Origin of the sequence: Enterococcus sp. DIV1067f (assembly GCF_050543505.1) — a bacterium.
GTDB lineage: Bacteria > Bacillota > Bacilli > Lactobacillales > Enterococcaceae > Enterococcus_D > Enterococcus_D entomosocium.
Genome location: NZ_CP172940.1, coordinates 1,557,838 through 1,578,043 on the forward strand (window position 1 = coordinate 1,557,838; position 20,206 = coordinate 1,578,043).

Below are 20,206 nucleotides of genomic sequence, written 5' to 3' on the forward strand. Positions count from 1 at the left end.
TCGCGCTACAGCTAACACATAATGATTCATTGACGGAGGTGTCATATGAAAAAAATAAAATTCTTAATCAAAAGCATTTTTCTCATCGGGCTTCTTTATTTTGTAAGCCAGATGATTACATGGCAAGACGGGCGCTTGGCATTTCGGGATGCTCGACTCAACGAGATCACTCAATCTCTCTCGTCCCAATTTTCTCCTTCACAAGACACTTCAGCCAGGCCAGCGGCAGAAACACCTGTCCAGACATATTTATATAATGAATCACGACAAGTGATCGAAGAAACCTTTGGAGAAGCGATCAATGAATCAGCGAATCGATATGGACTGAACTGGACTTCCTATCACGATGATTTTCGTAACTTCATGATGGTGATGTATGATGAACATGATATTGCGCAAGGGATCTATACGAATCAAGACACGATTCTTATCGATGACACGCTAGGTATCGGGTCTTCAAAAGCAAGCGTTCGTAATCAGATGGGTACGCGCCAAGAAAGTCTACAACGAGGATCAAGACGGTATCGCATCGATTCCGATGCCGACTATGATCTGTTCTTACAAGACGATCAATTGATTACTTTTTTCTATGATGTTCATGCCGAAGATACAGTGACTGCGATTCAAATCATCAATCGCTCGCTAGAAACACGCCATGCGAATGATTTTCGCCAAAATCAAGCCGCCATTTTAAGCGGCTTACGAACACAGTTATTTGAATTAACGAATGCCACCCGAGTGAAATTTGGTTTGTCGCCCCTTGGATTCAGTGAAGCAACCAGTGAGACTGCCGTCAAGCATAGCCAAGATATGGCAGAACATCGATACTTTGACCATATTGGGTTAGATGGATCGACTCCATTTGATCGGATGCAAGAAGACGGAATCAGCTTCACTGCTGCAGGGGAGAATTTGGCATTTGGCCAAGCCAGCAGTATTTACGCCCATCAAGGTTTAATGAATTCAGAGGGACATCGGGCAACGATTCTAAACGATGAGTATCAATTTCTCGGGATCGGTATTGCGATCGATACCAGCGAACAGCCATATTATACAACGTTGTATCACCGAGGATCAGCGTCGTGAATTCCTGAATTGCTTGAAACTGATTAGTTAAAAAACACTGCTCATTTGAGATTGCTGCGTTAGCAGCATCAAGTGAGTAGTGTTTTTTTGTCGATAAAATGGTGTGCAGCAGTATTGTTTAGTTTTGACGGTAGGCATGAGGAGAGCACTGATACTTCTTTTGAAACAGCTTATAGAAGAATGAGACATTTTTATAGCCGACTTGGTGTGCGATTTGTTCCACAGGTAGGGGAGAGTTTCTCAACAATAAACTGGCTTGATTGAGTTTTAATTCTTGAAGGATCGTCACAAAGGAACGACCAAGTTGCTGACTGATACGGCGACTCAAATAGCTCGGGTTGTAGCCAAATACCTCCGCAACCGAAGCTAGTGTGCAAGTAGCGAAATGTTTCTCCAGATAGTCCAACACTTCTCCGAGGTACAGTTGGTCACTTTTTTGCGACTCGATCCGTTGTTTTTCTTGGAAGTTACGAACGAGTTCGGAAAAAATAATGATCATATAGGAATGGATGACCTCATGAGAACCGAAGGAGGGATTGAAGAACTGGGCCAAGACCCCGAAAATCGCATCAATCAAATAGTCGTTGTTACTCGTTTCAAACACTAGGTATTGATTGTGCTTTTGACTTTCAGATAACGCATTGATGGCAAAGTCGGCGATCATGCTATTGGATGCCAACCGACTGAGCATCTGGGTAGAAAAATACTCTTTGCTGATCAAAAAGTTAATAACAATGTCGTCTTGATTTGTTTCGATAATTTGGTGGATCACCCCAGTATCTAGTAAGCAAAAGTCACCTGCCTTTAGGATCACTTTTTTCTCATTGATCATGATCGTGACTGTTCCAGAAAAAACATAATTCATTTCGATAAAATCATGCTGATGTAGCGGCGTAGAAGAAAAGCGTGCATGTTTTAAAATCAAAAGCTGGCTTGTCTTAAGAAATCCGCTATCTTGCGGCCGTTTTCGTATGAGACGAGAAAGGTGTTTTTCGAATGTATATTGGTAAATTGGCTCATTTTTCTCAGTGTAGACTTTCTTGAAATCCTCATAATTGTATGGAAGGGATTGCGTCTTTTTAAGGGCTATTTCTTCGGTAGTCGTCAATTGTTGTAACTGCTGCAGAATGTTCTGTTTATCCATCGCTTTCTCCTTAGGTAAAAAATAGTCAATGAAATAGTAGAGTATCGTCATTGAAGACAGGTAGAGATAGTATATAATACTTGTATGATAGCGTTATCAATTATCATAATCCGGATGATAATAATAGTCAATAGTACCAGCAAATTCGAAAGAAATGGGGAATCACCATGAACCACGACAAACCATCATTAGGGGATAAGATCCAAAGTACCCTTGGTCCATTTGCAAGTAAAGTTAATGGGAATATTTATATTACTTCAGTTAGGGATGCAATGTTAGCTTACATGCCATTCACCTTTATTGCGTCGATCTTTTTAATTATTGCTTTTTTTCCGATCCAACAAGTGACCGATTTTATTACTATGGTGTTGCGAACAGAAGATGCTAGTGTCTGGCAAGAGAAATTGCTCTATGTCAACAATGCCACACTCGCAATCGGTGGTTTGCTAGTTGTCATTTCCCTCGCAAAATCACTCGCAGAAAAACTTGAAACAAACGTTTTGCAATGTGTCTTAACTGCTTTTGTTTCCTTTTTACTATTAACACCGTTGGATGCAATGGAAGCAGGGACTTTTTTAGATATCACCCGCGTTAGCGCGCAATCGATGTTTTTAGCGATTATTGTCGGTATTTTTAGTACAGTTCTTTATAAAAAAATTGAGGGTAAAGGAATCAAAATCAAAATGCCAGCAGCGGTACCACCAGCTGTTTCTGGTCCATTCGAATCGGTGATTCCATCTTTTCTTGTCATCACGACGATTTGGGTCATCCGACTCATCATCGAAGCCTTATTTAACAGTGATGCCATGACGTTGATCAATGGGACCCTTGGGATTCCATTAACTATGTTAGGTGGCTCCCTAGTTGGAATGGTCGTTGTGAAAATTTTCGAGCAATTCCTATGGTTTTTTGGCCTTCATGGAACCTCGATCATTCAAGCAGTGATGGACCCAATCCATCAAGTCCTTGAAGACCAAAATCGTGTGGCATCAGTGGCGGGAGAGATTCCAACGAATATTATCAGTATGAGTTTTCGGAATCATTTTGCTTCGATTGGCGTCGTTGGTGCGATCATTGCTATTTTGATCGTAGCAAAAAGTAAACAGTACAAAGAGGTTGGAAAAATTGCTAGTGTTCCTTATATTTTCAATATCGGTGAACCAGCGTTGTTCGGGATACCGTTGATGCTGAATTTCAGTTTTATCATTCCTTTTGTTTTTGCAAATGCCGTCACAACGATCGTCGCTTACTTTGCTTTTTATTTCGGGCTAGTCCCGATCCCAACTGGGCTTGCGCAAATTCCGTGGACGACTCCGCCGATCATTAGCGGCTATTTTGTCACTGGTAGTATCATGGGCGCATTGTTACAAATCGTCTTGATCGTGATCGCAACGATGATTTGGTTGCCATTTATCAAAGTTGCTGATAAGCAGATCTGTGTTGAAGAAGCACAATAACCCACGAAAGGAGCAGCTTATGAAAGAAACGATAACCATCAACGGAATGACAAAGCCATTAACAGTGGATTTAAATGATCCGATCCTTATTGAATGGTCGATGACCAATCACCAAGGCTACCGATTGCAAATTTTCAATGAACAGCAGCAAGCAGTGTATGACGTTTCCAACATAGCCGCTTCTGAGAATAAAATGGCGGTCCACTTGCCACAGCATCCGCAGCGAAAAAAATATCAAGTCAAATTGACCGCCGGAGCAGGAAACGATGTCACCAGTTACTGTAGTGTGTTTTTCACGATAGCAAAGCGTGAGAAACCTAAAGAAACCATGGGCAAGTGGATCACTCGCTTAGATGATCCCATTAAAAAAGAACGATTTTACTTTTCAGAAGAGAAAAATAGCTGCTTGTCTCGCTCTTTCACACTGGAAAAGTGTCCTTCCTATGCAGTGATTGATTGCTGCGGGCTTGGTTTTTATCGCTTGTCAGTTAATGGAAAAACGGTATCAGATGTTCATTTAAACAGTGATGTAACGAACTATGATCGAGTCGTCTACTATGATACTTATGAGTTAACTGATTTTTTACAGAAGGGAGACAATCGGATCGAAGTTGAACTTGCGAATGGCTGGTACAACCCTGCTCCGATTGAGATTTTAGGTCGGTATAACATTCGCAAACAACTAGCGATCGGCAAACCCTGTTTCTGGGGGGAGCTTCAGTTAAATGATGGAGGAGAGAATCGCTACATTTACTCAGACAATCAGTGGCAAAGCAGTTTTGGGCCTTATTTGCAAAACAATCTTTATATAGGAGAAATCGTTACCGATGTACCTGATCCTCGTCCAGAAGGAAAAACGGTACAAATTGCTGGACCCGCGGGACGTTTTAAGCCAAGCTTTATTCCAAAAATCAAGCGCACACAATCGATCGTTCCCCAAAAAATGACCGAAACTGCAGCGGGACTGCTCATTGACTTCGGTCAAATCATCAGCGGTCAATTTGCTTGTACTCTTGAGGAAGATTTCATTGGTCAGATCAGAATCAGCTATGCAGAAACATTAGACGAGCAAGGCAACCCTGATTATACGTCTACGATCAGTGGAACTTATGGCGTCTACGATCCCTATGAAGGGAAGCAGCCAGATGATCCTATCGTTCAACGAGACATCATTGAGAAAACGGCAGCGAAGACGTTCGTTTTTGAAAACCGCTACACGTATCATTCCTTTCGCTATGCGTTGATCGAGACGAAACCTGCTGACAACCTTCAATCGATTGTAGGAGCAATCAAAGCCTATCGCTTGCATACGGATGTGAAATCGTTGGTGACACTTGAAACCTCCGATCCTTTCTTGGATCAGTTATGGGCGGTTGGACAAGCCACGCGGTTGAACAACATCCACTCGTATTTTGAGGACTGCACTCGTGAGCGCTTTGGTTATGGTGGGGACATCGTTGCGTTACTACCAACGCAGATGGCAGATCTGGCGATTGAGCCGTTGTTGGAAAAAGTGTTGTGGGATTTTGCCTACGACCAACGACCGGATGGTGCAATGACTGCAACTGCGCCATTTGTAGGAATCATGACAAATGGTCCATCAAATGGTGGTGGTGCGTTAGGGTGGCAATTGGTAGTTTCAGAGCTTGCTTTGGCCTTGGTGAAGACCTATGGAAAACAAGCAGCGGTTGCCAAGCTGCGTCCACAGTTGGAAAGGCATCTCAACTATTTACTCGCTTTTGATTTTGATTATATCGCCCAGTGCTGTCTCGGCGATTGGGGAGCAATTGATGAAACTCAGCAAAACGGGGTTATTACTTCGCCAGATCAGTCCTTTTGCTCTGCCTGCATGTATCTGCTTTTACTACAGCGTTACCAAGAATTGATCGACTTGAGGATCATTGGTAAAGAGGACTATTGTCAGCGAGTGACAGCAGCGATCCAGTACACGACACTGCAAATCAAACAGAAGTTTTCTAAAGAAAATGAGCAATACGGTGCGGGCACCTTGTCTAGCATGATCTTTGCAATGAAGACAGGACTCAGTGAGAAAAAACGAATATTGCCAAAACTAGTACAACGGATCAAGCAGCAAGAGGGTATTTTCTCTTTCGGCATCTTCGGGATGGCATGGAGTTATCAGTTGCTGGCTGAAGCTGGCTATAATGATATTATTTTTGATTGGTTAACGAGGAAATCTGCGCCTAGTTATGCAGCAATGCTGGCAAGCGGAAACGGCACTTTGATGGAACATTTTCCAACGCCGCAACATTCAGCCACTTACGAGGGTTCGTTGAATCATGCCATGTTTGCTTCTTATGGGTATTGGTTTGTCCGTCATTTATTAGGCATTCAGATGACAAGCGCTGGGATACTGATACAACCAGCCTTCGATGTACCTATAGCCCATGTCAAAGGCTCCTTACAAAGTACGTTTGGATTAGTAGCTTTAAGCTGGGAAAAGACTGATCGTACCGTTCGCTTAACGGTGGAGTTGCCACGAACATGTGGCTATGAAATCAGTCAGATGAAAGGTTTTAGAATAGTCAGTGAGAAAATAGAAGATGAGGGGGGGCGAAAAAAAGTTTCCTGCCTATATACGATTACTACTTAGCTAGTGAAAAAGTCGACACGTGGAAAGTGTTGACTTTTTTTCTGTCGTTTACTATCTTTTGCGTATTTCATCTATGAGGTGGTGAATATGGATCGATGGAAGCTGTTCAAAGACTATTGGCGATTTGCAGTTGGTGGTGCTGTTTTGATGGTGTTGCTGATCATCTGGTTTGTACCGTTCTCGCAAAAAAAAGAAACAAACTGGCATTCAATGGCAGATGCAGCAGGTCAATCGTCTGAAATGGGGGAAGGTGGAGCCCTTCAAGAAGATAGTCTTCACGATGAAGAGTATGAGATCGTTATAGATGTCAAAGGGGAAGTGCACCAACCGGGAATTTATCGCTTGAAATCAGGTGCGCGGATGTATGAATTGATCGAACAAGCAGGTGGTCTGACAGAAGAGGCGTTAGAAACAGCCATAAACTTAGCACAAGTGCTGCAAGATCAACAGATGGTGATCGTCCCTCATAAAGAGGATCAAGCGTTTATGGAGATGAATGCTTCAGGAGTAGGTGGCAGCCAAACAGCAGTGACACAAATCAATCTGAATCAAGCCAATGCGCAGCAACTGCAAGAACTGCCAGGTGTGGGTGCCAAAAAAGCAGAAGCAATCATCGCTTACCGAGAAGAATATGGCTTTTTTAAACAGATTGATGACCTAAAAAAGATCACAGGCATCGGAGAGAAGACCTTTGAGTCCTTGAAAGAGATGATTACAGTGGCGGACTGAACCAAATAAATGTAAGAAATACTAAGAAATGACGGTTGAAAATTCAAGAAATTCGATTAGAATAGAACTAATCAATGACAAAGGAGCAAACGAATGAGCAATACGAGAATTCCATGGGACCAGTATTTTATGGCACAAGCTGTATTACTGTCTTTACGCAGTACGTGTTCCCGACTTGAAGTCGGCGCTACATTAGTCAAAGATCGCCGAATCATCGCTGGAGGCTACAACGGGTCCGTCAGTGGCGATGTACACTGCATTGACGATGGCTGTTATGTTGTCGATGACCATTGTATTCGGACGATTCATGCAGAAATGAATGCCTTATTGCAATGTGCAAAATTAGGGGTGTCAACAGACAATGCGGAAATCTATGTGACGCATTTTCCCTGTCTTCCCTGTACGAAAGCAATTTTGCAAGCAGGGGTCAAAAAGATCCATTATTTGAATGACTATCGCAACAATCAGTATGCAATGGAACTGATTCAACAAGTAGGTGCTTCCGTCCACCAAGTTGAACTCGATCCGGTGTATTTTGAAAAACTTTCGTTTGGTGTGCTGAATGATGCACAACCAACAAAAAAGAACTGATTCATTTTTATTTCTTAGTATTATTTTTGCTTGTTCGGTGACTGCTTACTATCGGCAGTCCATCTTACTGGGACTCATTGCACTTTATTATTTCGGGATGCTTGTCTTAAAACGACAAGCATTTTTGTGCATGATTTGTTTTGTCGGACTGTTGCTGTTAAGTGTCCGCGTTTCTCTTTCTCGGACTGGGAACATACAAGAAGGTGAGTATCAAGGGGTAGTCAATGTGCTGCCAGACACGATCAAAATCAATGGCGATCTACTTACATTTGAAGCAAAATCCTCTGCAGGTAAAGTGATTGGCCGTTACACAATTTCTTCAGAGACTGAAAAACAGCAATGGCAGGATCGATCCGATTGGGGGAGAAAGCTGCTGGTGAAAGGATTTTTTTCTCTTCCTGAAAAACCACGAAACCGCCATGGATTTGACTATTCTGCCTATCTGGCTAGTCGATCAATTATTGGCACAGTCCATATCGAGCAAATGGTAGGTATGGAAGAAGCAGATGCAGGCTTTTCACTTGCAAAAGTTCGAGCAGAGGTTATTTCTTCTGTTCAACGAATCTTTCCTGAACGCTCAGCTGCCTATATCAATGCATTGCTCTTTGGTTTTAAAGACCATAGCTTTCAAGAAGTACGTCAAATGTATCATGCTAGTGGCTTATTGCATTTCTTTACGATCTCAGGAATGCATGTCGTCTTATTTTTCAAATGGTTTCGCGGATGCTTCTGCCGATTGGGGTTTACGCAAAAAGAGATGCTGTTGCCAATGGGGGTCTTTTTCTTAGCCGTAATTGGTCTTTGTGGCGGCGGCACTAGTGTCTGGCGTGCTGTCTTGGCATTATCGGTTACTCAAGTAACAACTCTTTATCAACAACGGCTATCGGCAAGTGATCATTATGGGATCGTCTTAACGACTCTTTTATTCGTTGATCCCAAAGTATTGCTTCAAACATCGGGGCAACTAAGTCTTTTGATGACCTTCCTGATAGTAATGCAGCAACCGATCAAATTGACGTGGTTTTGGCGTAGTCAGTTCCTCACGGTGCTGGCTGCGCCTGTCATTGCCTCGCTCTTTTATGAATTCCCATTATTTGGGGGCTTTTTGACGTTTGTCTTTTTACCATTTTTTCAAATGGTTTTGCTGCCAGCCTGTTTCTTAATGTTCGTTACTGGGACTCTTTTTCCAACCATCAGTGGGCTGATTGCACTTTTTGAAGGGCTTTTGCTGCTTATGGAAGTTGTCGTGGGCGCTGTAGGAGGCGTATCGATAACGGTGGGTGTCGTTCCTGCAGGATTGGCTGGCAGTTGTTGTTTGTTCAGCATGCTCTTTTACCAAAAGAAAAGGTGGCTGCTGGTGATCTGTTTTTCGCTTGTTGTACCAATCGTCTTTCAGCAGAATCGCGTTTTATCCACCATTAGTTATGTCGATGTTGGTCAAGGCGATAGTATCGTTTTGCAGGCAGAAAAAAATCGCGAAGTTTATGTGATCGATACTGGAGGTTCTCTGTCTTTTCCGAAAGAAAACTGGCAAGAGCGCAAACGACAAGCTGCTGGGGAATCTACATTGATTCCTTTTTTGAAAGGGGAGGGAGTCAGGAAGATCACCGGTTTGTTTCTAACTCATGGCGACACGGACCATATGGGAGATGCGCTAGCATTGATGAAGGCGATCCCCGTTGAAACGTTATATCTCGTACCAGGAAGTGAACAAGATCACCGCATCGCCAAGCTTTTAAACGAACTGCCTAAGCAGACAAGCGTTGTTTGGACGACGGTTGGCCAAGTAGTGGGTGATTTCCTTCAGTTGCAAGTATTGGCACCAGAATCAGGTGCAGGACAAAACGAAGATTCGCTGGTGATTAAAACCAAGGTAGGGGATAAAACATTTTTATTTACTGGCGATCTCGAACAAGCAGGGGAAAAAAAGTTGATTCATGATTATCCGAATCTTAAAGTTGATGTATTGAAACTAGGGCATCATGGCAGTCGAACCTCGACGGCACCTGAGTTTGTTGCGGCAATCGATCCCCAATTCGGGATCGTTTCAAGTGGACGGAACAATCGGTACGGGCATCCTCATGAAGAGGTGCTTGAAACGTTGGTAAATCAGACCGTTTTGCGAACCGATCAGCAAGGCATGATCCAATTTATTTGGTCTGAAAAACAACAATCATTTTTGATAAAAACGCTGCTAGACTATCCGATTGACTAATGGTAGGATAAGAATGAAAGCGGGGGGAACGATGGAATTACAAAAAGCGTTGCAAGCAATTCGAACCAAGGAGTTGCAATCGATTTATCTAGTCATCGGCAGTGAAATGTTTTTACAAGAGCAAGTTCGCACGGCCTTTTTGGAGCGTTTTTCCGTTGGGAAAGATGATCTGAATTTTGCTTCCTTTGACATGGAGAAAGATCCCCTTGATATGGTGATCCAAGAAGCTCAATCGTTGCCTTTTTTTGGCGATCAGCGATTACTTTTCGTTGAGCGGCCATTTTTCTTAACGGCTGAAAAAAAGAGCAATGCACCTGAGCATGACCTAGATGATTTTTTGAATTACATCAAAGACCCATTGGAATCATCGGTAATGGTGATTTTTGCAGATGTCGATAAATTAGATGAACGGAAAAAAATTACTAAGCAGCTGAAGAAAGCCGCAGTTGTGATTGATGTCGCACCTATGAAAGAAGCCGACGTGCGTCAGTATCTCCAACAGTCGTTGGCCAATGATGGCATCGAGATGAGCCGAGAGGCGTTTGATTTGTTTTTACGGTTAACGGATCTGCAACTATCAAAAGCGATGCAGGAGTTACAGAAACTACGATTGTATGCAGGAAACGGCAATAAAATCACGAAAGAGATCGTCTTGCAGTTGATCCCTAAGACGTTGGAACATAATGTCTTTGAATTAACCAGTGATGTCTTAAAGGGGAACGTATCGGATGCGTTGCGCTTGTATGACGATCTATTATTGCAAGGGGAAGAGACGATCAAGATCAATGCTATCTTGATCAGCCAAGTCCGTCTGCTGTTACAGGCGGCGATTTTGATGAAAATTGGCTACCAGCAAGCCAATATCGCAGAAACGTTGGGGATTCATCCGTACCGAGTGAAGTTAGCGATGCAGCAAGCGCGAGGCTTTGGAGAAAAGCAATTAGCGGCGCTCTATAACGAATTGATCGAAAATGATTACTTAGTAAAAAGTGGCCAGATGGACAAAGAGTATTTGTTCCAGCTATTTGTTTTAAAACATGGCAAACAGTAAGTCAAAAAGAAAGGCGCAGCAATCGATGATTGCTGCGCCTTTCTTAATTTGCTTATTTTGCAATTTTTTTACTTAAACGAGATTTGTCGCGACTAGCTTTGTTCTTGTGGATCAATCCTTTAGTCTCAGCCATATCGATTGCTTTAACAGCATCTTTATATAACGCATCTACGTTATCAGCACCAGCTTCAACAGCTTGATCAAATTTTTTGATTGCTGTACGCATTGTGCTTACTTGAGATGAATTCTTAGCATTAGCCGCTTCGCTTGTGCGAACACGTTTGATTGCAGATTCAATGTTTGGCATGTATTTCACCTCCGAAAAAAAAGTTCAATTACGTTTAGAAAACGTATAAATCAACACTAGTCATTATACCTAATGCCAAGAGTGATTGCAATAAAAGTTGTAAAGAAATTTTACTTAACACAAAAATTTGTTTTTTGGCCGTGCTATTTTTTGCTTTATGGTTTTGAAAAATGCTTCTTTACACATTTTTTACTGAATAGTTATAAAAAGTTTACACAGAAAGAGCTTTCTATGCTATGATTACTTCGGAATTTTTAAATGGGGGAATCTATGTGAATATCGCTTTGTTTCTAACGATTGTCTTGTCATTAGGGGTGATTTTCGTCAACGGGTGGACGGATGCGCCGAATGCTATTGCAACCGCTGTCTCCACGAGAGTCTTACGCCCGAATATCGCCATTGGCATGGCAGTCGTCATGAATTTCTTAGGTGTGCTGGTGATGACGTATTTTAATGCGCAAGTTGCAGAAACCATCAGTAATATTGTGACTTTTGACTCAGGCGGGAGTTTTCGGGTCTCACAGATCGCATTAGCCGCTGCCTTGTTTTCAATTGTTGTTTGGACGGTCGCAGCTTGGTATTTTGGGATCCCAACCAGTGAATCTCACGCATTGATTGCGGGATTGACAGGGGCTGCCATGGCTCTGGGTGGTTTACATGCAGTCAACGGTGAAGAATGGATGAAAGTCTTAATCGGTCTCGTTGTGTCTACGTTAATGGGGTTTATTGGTGGATTTTTGATCACGAAACTGATCGTATGGCTCTTTCGCGATACCCAACGGCGAAAAGCCAACAAAATTTTTACGGTTGGTCAAGCCATCGCGGCTGGTGCCAATGCCTTCTTGCATGGTGCCCAAGATGGACAAAAATTCATGGGTGTGTTCATGTTAGGCCTTTTTTACAACAATCTTGCTGAAAAGACCGGCAATGGCTTTGCCATCCCACTGTGGGTGATGGTTCTTTGTTCCTTGACCATGGGGATCGGTACATCGGTCGGTGGGATGAAGATCATTAAATCAGTGGGGATGGATATGGTAAAACTGGAAAAATACCAAGGATTTTCTGCAGATGTTACTGCAGCAATCTGTTTGTTCTTGTCTTCCGTATTTGGTATCCCAGTTTCAACAACGCACACGAAAACGACCGCTATCATGGGCGTTGGAGCGTCTCGGCGTTTTTCTAGCGTTGATTGGCGCATTGTAAAAGAAATGATCTATGCTTGGATTTTAACCTTTCCTGGCTGTGGATTGATTGCGTTTCTAATGGTCAAATTTTTATTGCTAATTTTGTGAGGAGAGAAAGTAATGGCACGAAAAAAAGGATTCGATTATTTTGCAGCAATGGAGCAGTTGGCGACGAACGGCCATTTAGCTGCCAAACGTTTTTCGCTTTTGATCAACGATTATTCTGAACGAGCATTGACCGAAGCAGCAGCTGAGATTCATGCTTTGGAAAAAGAAGGGGATAAAGTGATCGCTGAGCTAACCAATGAGTTATATGATTCATTTATCACCCCTATCGATCGCGAGGACATCCTAGTCATTTCAGAGCGTCTAGATGATATTTTGGATGGCATTATGGGACTGACTTATTTATTTGAGAATTTGGTCATTACGAAGATCCGCCCTGAAACCAACTTATTTGCTGGAATGATCGTTCAAGCGACACAAGGCGTTGAAACGGCCTTAAAAGAATTTCCTAAGTTCAAAAATTCAAAAACATTGCGTCAAATGATTAATGATGTGAATACGATTGAATCAGAAGCAGACCGTTTGTATTCAAAAATGAAAAAAGCGTTATTCACAGACGAAACGGACGTTCTTGAAATCATTAAATGGAAAGATGTTTATGATCGTTTTGAATCAATTATCAACGACACCGAAAGTGCGGTGGATATTATTGACGGTATGGTAATCAAAAACACGTGAGGAACTAGAGACCTTTCAAACAAAAAAAGAGCAACTCTTGGGCAGGTAAGTGCCACAAGAGTTGCTCTTTTTGCTTATAATTGGATCAGCCAATAGCCGATCAAAATGATTCCTAAAACGATACGATACCATCCAAATACGGTAAAATCGTTACGCTTGATGTAGTTCATCAAGAAACGGATCGCGATGATCGAAACGATGAATGAGACGATGGTTCCTGTTAATAAGATGACGGTTCCTTGGAAATCAAAGGCATTGCCATCTTTCAAAAACTTGAAGATTTTCAAGGCACTGGCACCAAACATGGTGGGAATACCTAAGAAAAATGAAAATTCAGCAGCAACATAACGAGAAGCGCCGATCATGATAGCACCTAAGATAGTAGCACCAGAACGAGAAGTTCCTGGGATCAATGCCAATACCTGGAACATGCCGACAATCAAGGCCGCTTTGTAGGTGAATTTGTTCAAATCGGTACATTTCGGTGCTTTATTCTTGTTTCGTTTTTCAACTACGATAAAGCCGATCCCATAAACGATCAAGACGATCGAAACGGAGAAAAAGTTGTAGAAGTGCGCATCTAACCAATCATCTAACGGCAATCCGATAATAACCGATGGCAAGACCGCAACAATAACTTTAAACCATAACGTCCACGTATCTTTTTTCTCTATTTCATTTTTTTGTGGGGAAAAAGGGTTCAGTTTATGGAAATATAAGTAGACGACCGCTAGTATCGCGCCCAATTGAATGACAACATTGAACATCGTCATAAATTCGGGGGTAACATTCAAACCGATAAATTCGTCGGCAAGAATCAAGTGACCAGTGCTGCTAATTGGCAGCCATTCCGTGATCCCTTCAATGATCCCAAATAAAATCGCTTTTATAAAATTTGTAAAAAACATTGGTCCAGTCCTTTCTATGACAAAATACAACTCTTAGTATACCGTTTCCTGATTCGAATACCAATCTTTTTCCTAAAAAAAGAGGGCAGTTTTTAAAACAAAAACTGCTCCTTTCTTGAAGAAATTGATTAGCCGTCAGAGGTTTCTCTTAGGACAAAAGCTCTTGAGAGAGCGCTAAGCCTTTTTTGATGTATTCTGTGTTACCAACTTCGGCGATGGTAAAGCTGCCGTCTTCGTAGATCAGTCGAGTGACCGAACCATTTTCAATATCCATACGAACATTGTTCTCATCATTGATCAGATGCAAAAGAAAAGCGATCGTTAAGCCGTGAGACACAACTAACGCATTGCCGCCGCCTTTTTTCTCAACGCGGTAGGCGATATCTTCAAACCCTGTTTTGACACGTTCGGTCAAAACATCAAAGGTTTCCGCCCAATTGGCTGTATCGGCGTGGTAGATCGCATTGGCGATCGCCTCAAACGTGACATGATTAGCAATCATCTCATCATAATCAGGAAAATCAAGAATCCGCGGCAGAACGCCCCACATTTCTGCATCATAGGCCCCTTCAAGTGAGCCAAAGCACCATTCACGAATCCGTTTGTCGATGTGATAAGGGATCTCCGGTCCTCTGACATGTTCACCCAGTATCAGACGCATGGTTTCAATCGCTCGACCGCTGTCACTGGATACTGCTTCTACAAAATCCACATCGCGTAACCCAAGGCCTAAATAGTGGATGCCTTGTTCACCGGTTCGAGTCAATGGTGTGTCACACCAGCCTTGCACCCGCTGCAATGTGTTAAACATTGTTTTTCCGTGACGCACGACATACAATTCCGTCTTTGCCATAACTAGTTATTCCTCCTTTTGATTCGTCATACGTTTATGCGTTAAAAAACGGATTGGTCCGTTTCTCAATTTCGATCGTTGTTGGTTCTCCGTGGCCAGGATAGACCGCCATTTGATTCGGTAAAACAAAGAGTTGCGTTTGGATGCTGGCCAGCAATTGTTCCAAATTTCCGGTTGGCAGGTCTGTCCGACCAATGCTACCTTTAAATAAGGCGTCTCCGGAAACGACAAAATTGTCAAAAATAAAACTGACGCTACCAATGGAATGACCCGGGGTTGCAACAACCTTAAAGGACATGCCAGCTATCTCGTACTCTTTCAATTCTAGCTCGAATTCAGCTGGACGTGCGGTGATGGTTCCTAATTCAGGATGACGGCCAGAAAGGTTTTTCATAGGATCACTTAGCCATCCTTGCTCAAGCGGACTCACGTAAACGGGGATCTGATAATAATCCCGCAAATGGTCAACTGCGCCGATATGGTCATAATGAGTGTGGGTCAATAAAATCGCTGCTGGTTTTGCGCCTGTTTTTTCGATCTCAGCGATCAATCTCGCTGCTTCTGCTCCAGGATCAATAATCAACAAAACATCTTCTTTCCAAATTAGGTAACAATTTTCTTGAACGGGTCCTGTCACTAAACCAATGATTTTCATGCTAAAACCTCCTAGGATCACAAATACTTGTGTCTGACTATAAGTATAGCTTAAAGTATAAGAGGAAACAAAGAAAGGTTTTTAGGAGTGAAAAATTAATGATAAAAACGATAAACGCAGAAGACAATCGTCAGGCAGTCTGTCAATGGCTAAATCATTCAACGAAAAAAACAGAGGCAGTGAGTGCCTTTTCCGATCAAGAGCAGCTTTCATTTGCTTTTTTTGACAATCAGGATCAACTTGGTGGGGTGATTGGAAAACGGACAGGCAATACGATCCATATTCAATTGTTAGCAGTTGATCCAAGCCATCAGAATCAGGGGATCGGGAAACAATTGATAAAAGCACTTTTTGATCACGGTAAAAAAGCGGGGTGTCGTTCCGTGACGGTTACCACCCAAGACTACCAAGCGCCGCAATTCTACCAAGCAGTCGGCTTCGAACCGTTTGCTGTGCTTACGGATACACCTGTGCTTGGCACGGATAGGCTTTACTTCGTGAAGATGCTGTGATCAACCTTTGGCAGGCAGGTGATAAGGATAACCAATAGTTTGATGAGAGAAAAGCTTAGAATTATTGTGGGAATTCGAAAATTTTTCTAAGAAACCGCATTAGCAAAAAACTGCTGTTATACTAATTAAAATAAGAAAGCGTTGATTCGTTTGAAACGGGTCTAGTTTTTGACGAAAGCATGAACATTCTTCGTGACCAACTTCGAGGAAAGTGTGTGATCTGTATCTTGCGTTAGTTTTGATTGGTATACCTCAACTCTTTGTAAGAAGGTGTTTTTATGAAAAAATCCCTGCAATTTTTTTTCACTCTATGCTTCGCCGCGCTCGCTTTAGTGAGCTGTGGCCAAGAGGAGCTAACCATCAACGATTCGAAAGAAGTTTCTGAAACTGTTACTTCCGCCTCAAAAACGGTTGAAAATGGCGACCTTGATTTGATGCTGATCCAAGATGAGAGTGTCATCTTTCCGCAAAGCCAAGGGGTTTATGATTTTCATGAGAATGAGTTGACGATCGTTAAGCAGTATTTGCCGATGGCAGATTTAGAAGATAGTTCAGCCAGCTTTAGTGATGTTGCCTTGTATGAAGGACAAATCGAAAGTGATTTTCAGCGTCATTTTTCCCATTCAGAGGTACAGTTGTCCAACGACCCTTATCAAATTTATGAGATCACCTATCAAGATGCATCATACACGGTTGAAGGGAAGCATTTGACGATCAAAGCAGATGGACGGACCTTTGAGTTCACCTTAGATCTAGACAATCAACAAGCTTTTGACCAAAATGGTGTCAGTTATGATATTCAAGTCGATCAATAAATATCTTTCAAAAAATAGCCCTGCTTTACTTGCTTAGGTGAGTAGAGTAGGCTTTTTTGTAAATCCTTCGCCAAACCCATTTTCTGGAAGAAAAAATGAAGTCAATTATCTGATGAGTAGGTGTTTTGTTGCAAGTGGTTTTTTCATGGTGATAAAACCTGTTTGGATAGGATACTCTCAGCAGAGGATGAAAAGCTGTTTCTGTTCGCTTTTCCAAAAGTAATCTATCCGCTATAATGGCAAACGAGAAGGTGAACACGTGTATAAAGGAAAAGTTGCGGTTAGAAAAATCGTAGAATTTATTTTGCGCCGAGGCGATATTGATAGCCGCAAAGTCAGTAATCATACCGCGCAAGAAGGCGCCCGTATCCATCGCCAACTACAAAAAGAGGCTGGGGATGCGTATCAAAAAGAAGTCTTTTTCAAACGAGAAAGCCAAATTGAGAAAGATTCGATCACTGTCGAAGGACGTGCCGATGGTCTCTTTTTTGATGCAACTGTTAATTCTTGGGTGATCGATGAGATCAAAACTTCAGAACCAGCGTTCGAAGATATCCCTGAAGATCAAATCGATTTGTTTTTTGCCCAGGGAATGGTTTATGCTTATTTGTTTTTACTACAAGTAAATGAACAAGCAGCGCTTAGTGACAGTGAAAATCAAGAGAAACCAGAAGCAGAACCTACTGCTGAAGGTAATGATCCGAAGAGACCCATCGATCGAATCGCCGTACAATTGACTTATTATCAAACCACTGAAAAGCTGACCACCCGTACGAGAAGAACATTTCAGTTTTCAGAATTAGCTGTTTTTTATGAAGAATTACTTCAGGAATATCATAAATGGTTAGTTTTTCAAGAGAATTGGCGCCGTGTCCGCAATACGTCTTTGCAGCTGCTGTCTTTTCCCTTTGAAACCTTTCGCAAAGGGCAGCGAGAGTTAGCAGCAGCGGCGTATAAAACACTAAAAAATGGCAAGCGACTTTTTGCGGAAGCGCCAACTGGAACTGGAAAAACCATGTCAACGCTGTTTCCCGCATTAAAAGTGCTAGGGGAAGAAGGGGCTGATCGGGTCTTTTATCTGACGGCGAAGACGATCACCAGACAAGTGGCCGAAGATGCACTGAGCAAGTTAGCAGACAACGGTAGTGAAACCAAAAGTGTCACGATTACCGCCAAAGACAAAATCTGTTTTTTAGATGAACGAAACTGTACGCCAGAACACTGTGCGTATGCGCAAGGCTATTACAATCGAATCAATGAAGCATTATGGGATCTGTTGCATCACGAGAACCAAATAACCCGAGAAGTGATCGAGACCTACGGAAAGAAACATACGGTCTGTCCCTTCGAGCTTTCACTGGATGTCAGTGTCTTTTGCGATGTCATTATTGGTGATTATAATTATTTGTTTGATCCCACCGTTTATTTGCGAAGATTTTTTGAGGAGCCGGATGAAGAATATTTCTTTCTAGTGGATGAGGCCCATAACTTAGTCAACCGTTCCAAAGAAATGTATTCGGCAACCATTACCCGGCAGCCATTTAAGGAATTAAAGAAGAAACTATCCAATGACCAGCAAAAATTAAAACACGCCCTAAACAAAGTTGACAAAGAATTTGCGGCTATTGCTCAAATAGCAAAAGAGGAAGAGTGGGAATACCACCATCAAGCAGCTCCCCATGAAACGATGGTCAATCAGCTCTACAAAGTAGCTGAATTGATGAAGGAATGGTTGCCGGCAAATCCTGAGCATGAATTGCAAGAAGAAGTGCTGCAAGTGTATTTTGAAGCTAACCATTATTTGAAGATCAGTGAATTTTATGATGATCACTACGAAACGACGGTGGAGATCGACCGCTATGATATCAAACTACGGCAATTTTGCATCGAACCAGCGCCATTTTTGGAATCTGTGCTAGATAAGGGCAAGGCCAGCCTGTTGTTTTCTGCGAGCTTTACTCCTTTGTCCTATTATCAAGAGGTATTAGGAGGCGGCAATGAAGCTTTGCGCTATCGCCTGCCAAGTCCTTTTGATCCGAAAAATCAGGGGATTTTTATTGCAGACTATATCCAAACAACGTATCGCCAACGTGAAGCCAGCACTCCTGCAATCGTTGATGCAATCAAGCAAATGACCGCAGCGAAAGCGGGAAACTATATGGTCTTTTTCCCTTCTTATCGTTACTTGGATGATGTGGCGGCAGCATTTTCCCAACAGGCGCCAGAGGTGGAGGTCTTGATTCAGGGGACAGCCATGAACGAAGCAGAGCGCGAGGCGTTTCTTGCACAGTTTCAATCTCTTGAGCGGCAACGATCATCCTTGCTAGAAACAAGTCAAGACGGACAAGAGAGCCAGCCAAAAACATTAGTGGCATTTTGTGTCCTTGGTGGAATTTTTTCTGAAGGGATCGACTTGAAAGGCGATCGCTTGATCGGTGCGGCAGTGGTAGGAGTCGGACTGCCGCAAATCAATCACGAGCAAGAATTGATTCGGGAATATTACGATGAGAAAAAAGCAGCTGGCTTTGCGTATGCCTATCAGCTGCCCGGGATGAATAAAGTCCTGCAAGCAGCCGGTCGAGTGATCCGGGATGTCAGCGATCGCGGCGTGGTGTTATTGCTGGATCAACGTTTTCGGACACCGCGTTACCAAGAACTTTTCCCACTGCACTGGCAGCATGCCTTAAACATTCGTCGGCCGCAAGAGTTATCAAAGGCATTGACTCATTTTTGGCAAGAAAAAAACTAGAAGCAGAGCTTTCAGGAGAGGTTGTGCAAAATCAGCAGATAAAGCTGATTTTGCCTAACCAACACGTTAGACTCTGTTCTAGTTTTTTTGATTAGCGATAATTTGTAAACTGTAAATCGATCGTTAAAGGCAGTTTACGCAATAATTGGATCACCTCTTGCAGATCGTCACGACTTTTGCCGGTTACCCGAATTTGATTGTCTTGAATTTGAGTTTTAACTTTTAGCTTGGCGTTTTTGATCGCAGTCGTTATTTTTTTGGCGTTTTCTTTATCGATGCCATTGATCAATTCTGCTGTTTGACGAGCTTTTGCTCCCAAGGCATGCTCCGTTTCGCCAAATTGTATATTTTTCGTTGGTACATTCCGTTTGATCAGCTTCGCAAAGAGCACATCTTTGATTTGCTCCAACTTAAATTCGTCATCTCCAACGATCGTCAGTTTGCCCTCAGTCATCTTGATTTCTACCGTGGAGCCTTTAAAATCAAATCGGTTTTTCAATTCTTTTTCCGCCTGTTGAATGGCGTTTTTCACTTCTTCCGTGTTGATCTCAGATACGACATCAAAACTTGCTTCTTTTGCCAAAATCAATCA

18 protein-coding genes are annotated in these 20,206 nt (G+C 42.5%); 12 read left to right on the plus strand and 6 right to left on the minus strand.

Annotated features, from left to right (window positions below):
* Window positions 1-45: 45 nt before the first annotated feature.
* Window positions 46-1,086 (plus strand): CAP domain-containing protein, encoded by a 1,041-nt coding sequence (locus IGJ42_RS07235; protein WP_086332339.1) that lies wholly within the window; start codon window positions 46-48, stop codon window positions 1,084-1,086.
* Between the two features lie 118 nt (window positions 1,087-1,204).
* Here the strand turns inward: IGJ42_RS07235 and IGJ42_RS07240 are convergent, their stop codons facing one another.
* Window positions 1,205-2,230 (minus strand): AraC family transcriptional regulator, encoded by a 1,026-nt coding sequence (locus IGJ42_RS07240; protein ID WP_176256992.1) that lies wholly within the window; start codon window positions 2,228-2,230, stop codon window positions 1,205-1,207.
* A gap of 167 nt (window positions 2,231-2,397) precedes the next feature.
* Here IGJ42_RS07240 and IGJ42_RS07245 point away from each other — a divergent pair, with 167 nt between their 5' ends.
* From IGJ42_RS07245 to holA, 6 genes are all read left to right on the plus strand, one after another.
* Window positions 2,398-3,687 (plus strand): PTS sugar transporter subunit IIC, encoded by a 1,290-nt coding sequence (locus tag IGJ42_RS07245; protein WP_016613379.1) that lies wholly within the window; start codon window positions 2,398-2,400, stop codon window positions 3,685-3,687.
* A gap of 19 nt (window positions 3,688-3,706) precedes the next feature.
* Window positions 3,707-6,301 carry a family 78 glycoside hydrolase catalytic domain gene (locus IGJ42_RS07250; protein WP_176256993.1) on the plus strand — a complete coding sequence of 865 codons (2,595 nt, stop codon included), beginning with the start codon at window positions 3,707-3,709 and terminating at the stop codon, window positions 6,299-6,301.
* 87 nt (window positions 6,302-6,388) lie between these two features.
* Window positions 6,389-7,030 carry a helix-hairpin-helix domain-containing protein gene (locus IGJ42_RS07255; RefSeq protein ID WP_008381358.1) on the plus strand — a complete coding sequence of 214 codons (642 nt, stop codon included), beginning with the start codon at window positions 6,389-6,391 and terminating at the stop codon, window positions 7,028-7,030.
* Between the two features lie 93 nt (window positions 7,031-7,123).
* Window positions 7,124-7,621, plus strand: coding sequence for a ComE operon protein 2 (locus tag IGJ42_RS07260; protein ID WP_005236270.1), 498 nt, complete (start codon window positions 7,124-7,126; stop codon window positions 7,619-7,621).
* Window positions 7,593-9,836 carry a DNA internalization-related competence protein ComEC/Rec2 gene (locus IGJ42_RS07265; protein WP_086332343.1) on the plus strand — a complete coding sequence of 748 codons (2,244 nt, stop codon included), beginning with the start codon at window positions 7,593-7,595 and terminating at the stop codon, window positions 9,834-9,836. The genes IGJ42_RS07260 and IGJ42_RS07265 overlap by 29 nt, the downstream gene beginning before the upstream one ends.
* A gap of 31 nt (window positions 9,837-9,867) precedes the next feature.
* Window positions 9,868-10,887: a DNA polymerase III subunit delta gene (holA, locus tag IGJ42_RS07270; RefSeq protein ID WP_301389368.1), complete on the plus strand. Its 1,020-nt coding sequence runs from the start codon at window positions 9,868-9,870 to the stop codon at window positions 10,885-10,887.
* 52 nt (window positions 10,888-10,939) lie between these two features.
* Here holA and rpsT read toward each other — a convergent pair whose 3' ends face one another.
* Complete coding sequence (rpsT, locus tag IGJ42_RS07275; protein WP_005230162.1) at window positions 10,940-11,194, minus strand: 30S ribosomal protein S20; 255 nt, start codon at window positions 11,192-11,194, stop codon at window positions 10,940-10,942.
* A 236-nt stretch (window positions 11,195-11,430) separates the two neighbouring features.
* On the opposite strand from rpsT, the gene IGJ42_RS07280 reads away from it, so the two are divergent.
* Both IGJ42_RS07280 and IGJ42_RS07285 read left to right on the plus strand, forming a co-directional pair.
* Window positions 11,431-12,486 carry an inorganic phosphate transporter gene (locus IGJ42_RS07280; RefSeq protein ID WP_005236263.1) on the plus strand — a complete coding sequence of 352 codons (1,056 nt, stop codon included), beginning with the start codon at window positions 11,431-11,433 and terminating at the stop codon, window positions 12,484-12,486.
* A 12-nt stretch (window positions 12,487-12,498) separates the two neighbouring features.
* Entirely contained in the window at window positions 12,499-13,122 is a 624-nt protein-coding gene (locus IGJ42_RS07285; RefSeq protein WP_008381351.1) for a DUF47 domain-containing protein, read from the plus strand.
* A 74-nt stretch (window positions 13,123-13,196) separates the two neighbouring features.
* On the opposite strand, the gene IGJ42_RS07290 is transcribed toward IGJ42_RS07285, so the two are convergent.
* From IGJ42_RS07290 to IGJ42_RS07300, 3 genes are all read right to left on the minus strand, one after another.
* Window positions 13,197-14,030: an undecaprenyl-diphosphate phosphatase gene (locus IGJ42_RS07290; protein ID WP_005236259.1), complete on the minus strand. Its 834-nt coding sequence runs from the start codon at window positions 14,028-14,030 to the stop codon at window positions 13,197-13,199.
* A gap of 148 nt (window positions 14,031-14,178) precedes the next feature.
* Complete coding sequence (locus IGJ42_RS07295; protein WP_005236258.1) at window positions 14,179-14,883, minus strand: histidine phosphatase family protein; 705 nt, start codon at window positions 14,881-14,883, stop codon at window positions 14,179-14,181.
* A 34-nt stretch (window positions 14,884-14,917) separates the two neighbouring features.
* A complete protein-coding gene (locus IGJ42_RS07300) occupies window positions 14,918-15,538 on the minus strand; it encodes an MBL fold metallo-hydrolase (protein ID WP_086332344.1) in 621 nt (206 codons plus the stop codon).
* 98 nt (window positions 15,539-15,636) lie between these two features.
* Between IGJ42_RS07300 and IGJ42_RS07305 the strand changes: the two genes are divergently transcribed.
* The 3 genes from IGJ42_RS07305 to IGJ42_RS07315 all read left to right on the plus strand — a co-directional run bounded on the left by IGJ42_RS07305 (window position 15,637) and on the right by IGJ42_RS07315 (window position 19,614).
* Entirely contained in the window at window positions 15,637-16,050 is a 414-nt protein-coding gene (locus IGJ42_RS07305; protein ID WP_008381348.1) for a GNAT family N-acetyltransferase, read from the plus strand.
* Between the two features lie 278 nt (window positions 16,051-16,328).
* Window positions 16,329-16,865 carry a hypothetical protein gene (locus IGJ42_RS07310; RefSeq protein ID WP_005236248.1) on the plus strand — a complete coding sequence of 179 codons (537 nt, stop codon included), beginning with the start codon at window positions 16,329-16,331 and terminating at the stop codon, window positions 16,863-16,865.
* A 259-nt stretch (window positions 16,866-17,124) separates the two neighbouring features.
* Window positions 17,125-19,614: an ATP-dependent DNA helicase gene (locus IGJ42_RS07315; protein ID WP_086332345.1), complete on the plus strand. Its 2,490-nt coding sequence runs from the start codon at window positions 17,125-17,127 to the stop codon at window positions 19,612-19,614.
* A gap of 91 nt (window positions 19,615-19,705) precedes the next feature.
* Here IGJ42_RS07315 and IGJ42_RS07320 read toward each other — a convergent pair whose 3' ends face one another.
* Entirely contained in the window at window positions 19,706-20,197 is a 492-nt protein-coding gene (locus tag IGJ42_RS07320) for a YajQ family cyclic di-GMP-binding protein (RefSeq protein ID WP_005230187.1), read from the minus strand.
* Window positions 20,198-20,206: the final 9 nt, after the last annotated feature.

Coding starts and splice junctions, on each gene's coding strand:
- IGJ42_RS07245 (WP_016613379.1), top strand. CDS start 2,398: ATGAACCACGACAAACCATCATTAGGGGATAAGATCCAAAGTACCCTT.
- IGJ42_RS07260 (WP_005236270.1), top strand. CDS start 7,124: ATGAGCAATACGAGAATTCCATGGGACCAGTATTTTATGGCACAAGCT.
- IGJ42_RS07310 (WP_005236248.1), top strand. CDS start 16,329: ATGAAAAAATCCCTGCAATTTTTTTTCACTCTATGCTTCGCCGCGCTC.
- IGJ42_RS07295 (WP_005236258.1), bottom strand. CDS start 14,883: ATGGCAAAGACGGAATTGTATGTCGTGCGTCACGGAAAAACAATGTTT.
- IGJ42_RS07265 (WP_086332343.1), top strand. CDS start 7,593: ATGATGCACAACCAACAAAAAAGAACTGATTCATTTTTATTTCTTAGT.
- IGJ42_RS07285 (WP_008381351.1), top strand. CDS start 12,499: ATGGCACGAAAAAAAGGATTCGATTATTTTGCAGCAATGGAGCAGTTG.
- IGJ42_RS07280 (WP_005236263.1), top strand. CDS start 11,431: ATGATTACTTCGGAATTTTTAAATGGGGGAATCTATGTGAATATCGCT.
- IGJ42_RS07240 (WP_176256992.1), bottom strand. CDS start 2,230: ATGGATAAACAGAACATTCTGCAGCAGTTACAACAATTGACGACTACC.
- IGJ42_RS07235 (WP_086332339.1), top strand. CDS start 46: ATGAAAAAAATAAAATTCTTAATCAAAAGCATTTTTCTCATCGGGCTT.
- holA (WP_301389368.1), top strand. CDS start 9,868: ATGGAATTACAAAAAGCGTTGCAAGCAATTCGAACCAAGGAGTTGCAA.
- IGJ42_RS07290 (WP_005236259.1), bottom strand. CDS start 14,030: ATGTTTTTTACAAATTTTATAAAAGCGATTTTATTTGGGATCATTGAA.
- IGJ42_RS07250 (WP_176256993.1), top strand. CDS start 3,707: ATGAAAGAAACGATAACCATCAACGGAATGACAAAGCCATTAACAGTG.
- IGJ42_RS07305 (WP_008381348.1), top strand. CDS start 15,637: ATGATAAAAACGATAAACGCAGAAGACAATCGTCAGGCAGTCTGTCAA.
- IGJ42_RS07300 (WP_086332344.1), bottom strand. CDS start 15,538: ATGAAAATCATTGGTTTAGTGACAGGACCCGTTCAAGAAAATTGTTAC.
- rpsT (WP_005230162.1), bottom strand. CDS start 11,194: ATGCCAAACATTGAATCTGCAATCAAACGTGTTCGCACAAGCGAAGCG.
- IGJ42_RS07255 (WP_008381358.1), top strand. CDS start 6,389: ATGGATCGATGGAAGCTGTTCAAAGACTATTGGCGATTTGCAGTTGGT.